At 60.5% G+C, this 590-nt stretch carries 1 rRNA gene; it reads right to left on the minus strand.

What is annotated here, in order from left to right:
* A 23S ribosomal RNA gene (locus ABD298_RS18645) occupies window positions 1–590 on the minus strand; the annotation flags it as partial.

Consider the following 590-nt stretch of genomic DNA (forward strand, 5'->3'; position numbering starts at 1 on the left):
CCACGTCCGGCCTATCAACCCAGTGGTCTGCTGGGGGCCTCTCCCACCTTGCGGTGGATGGAAATCTCATCTCGAAGCGGGCTTCCCGCTTAGATGCCTTCAGCGGTTATCCCATCCGAACGTAGCCAACCAGCCGTGCACCTGGCGGTACAACTGGCACACCAGAGGTTCGTCCGTCCCGGTCCTCTCGTACTGAGGACAGCCCTTCTCAGATTTCCTGCGCGCGCAGCGGATAGGGACCGAACTGTCTCACGACGTTCTAAACCCAGCTCGCGTACCGCTTTAATGGGCGAACAGCCCAACCCTTGGGACCTACTCCAGCCCCAGGATGCGACGAGCCGACATCGAGGTGCCAAACCATGCCGTCGATATGGACTCTTGGGCAAGATCAGCCTGTTATCCCCGAGGTACCTTTTATCCGTTGAGCGACGGCCCTTCCACGAGGTGCCGCCGGATCACTAGTCCCGACTTTCGTCCCTGCTCGAGATGCCTCTCTCACAGTCAAGCCCCCTTGTGCACTTGCACTCGCCACCTGGTTGCCGACCAGGCTGAGGGGACCTTTGGGCGCCTCCGTTACTCTTTGGGAGGCA

Origin of the sequence: Sinomonas flava (assembly GCF_039531875.1) — a bacterium.
GTDB classification, from domain to species: domain Bacteria; phylum Actinomycetota; class Actinomycetes; order Actinomycetales; family Micrococcaceae; genus Sinomonas; species Sinomonas flava.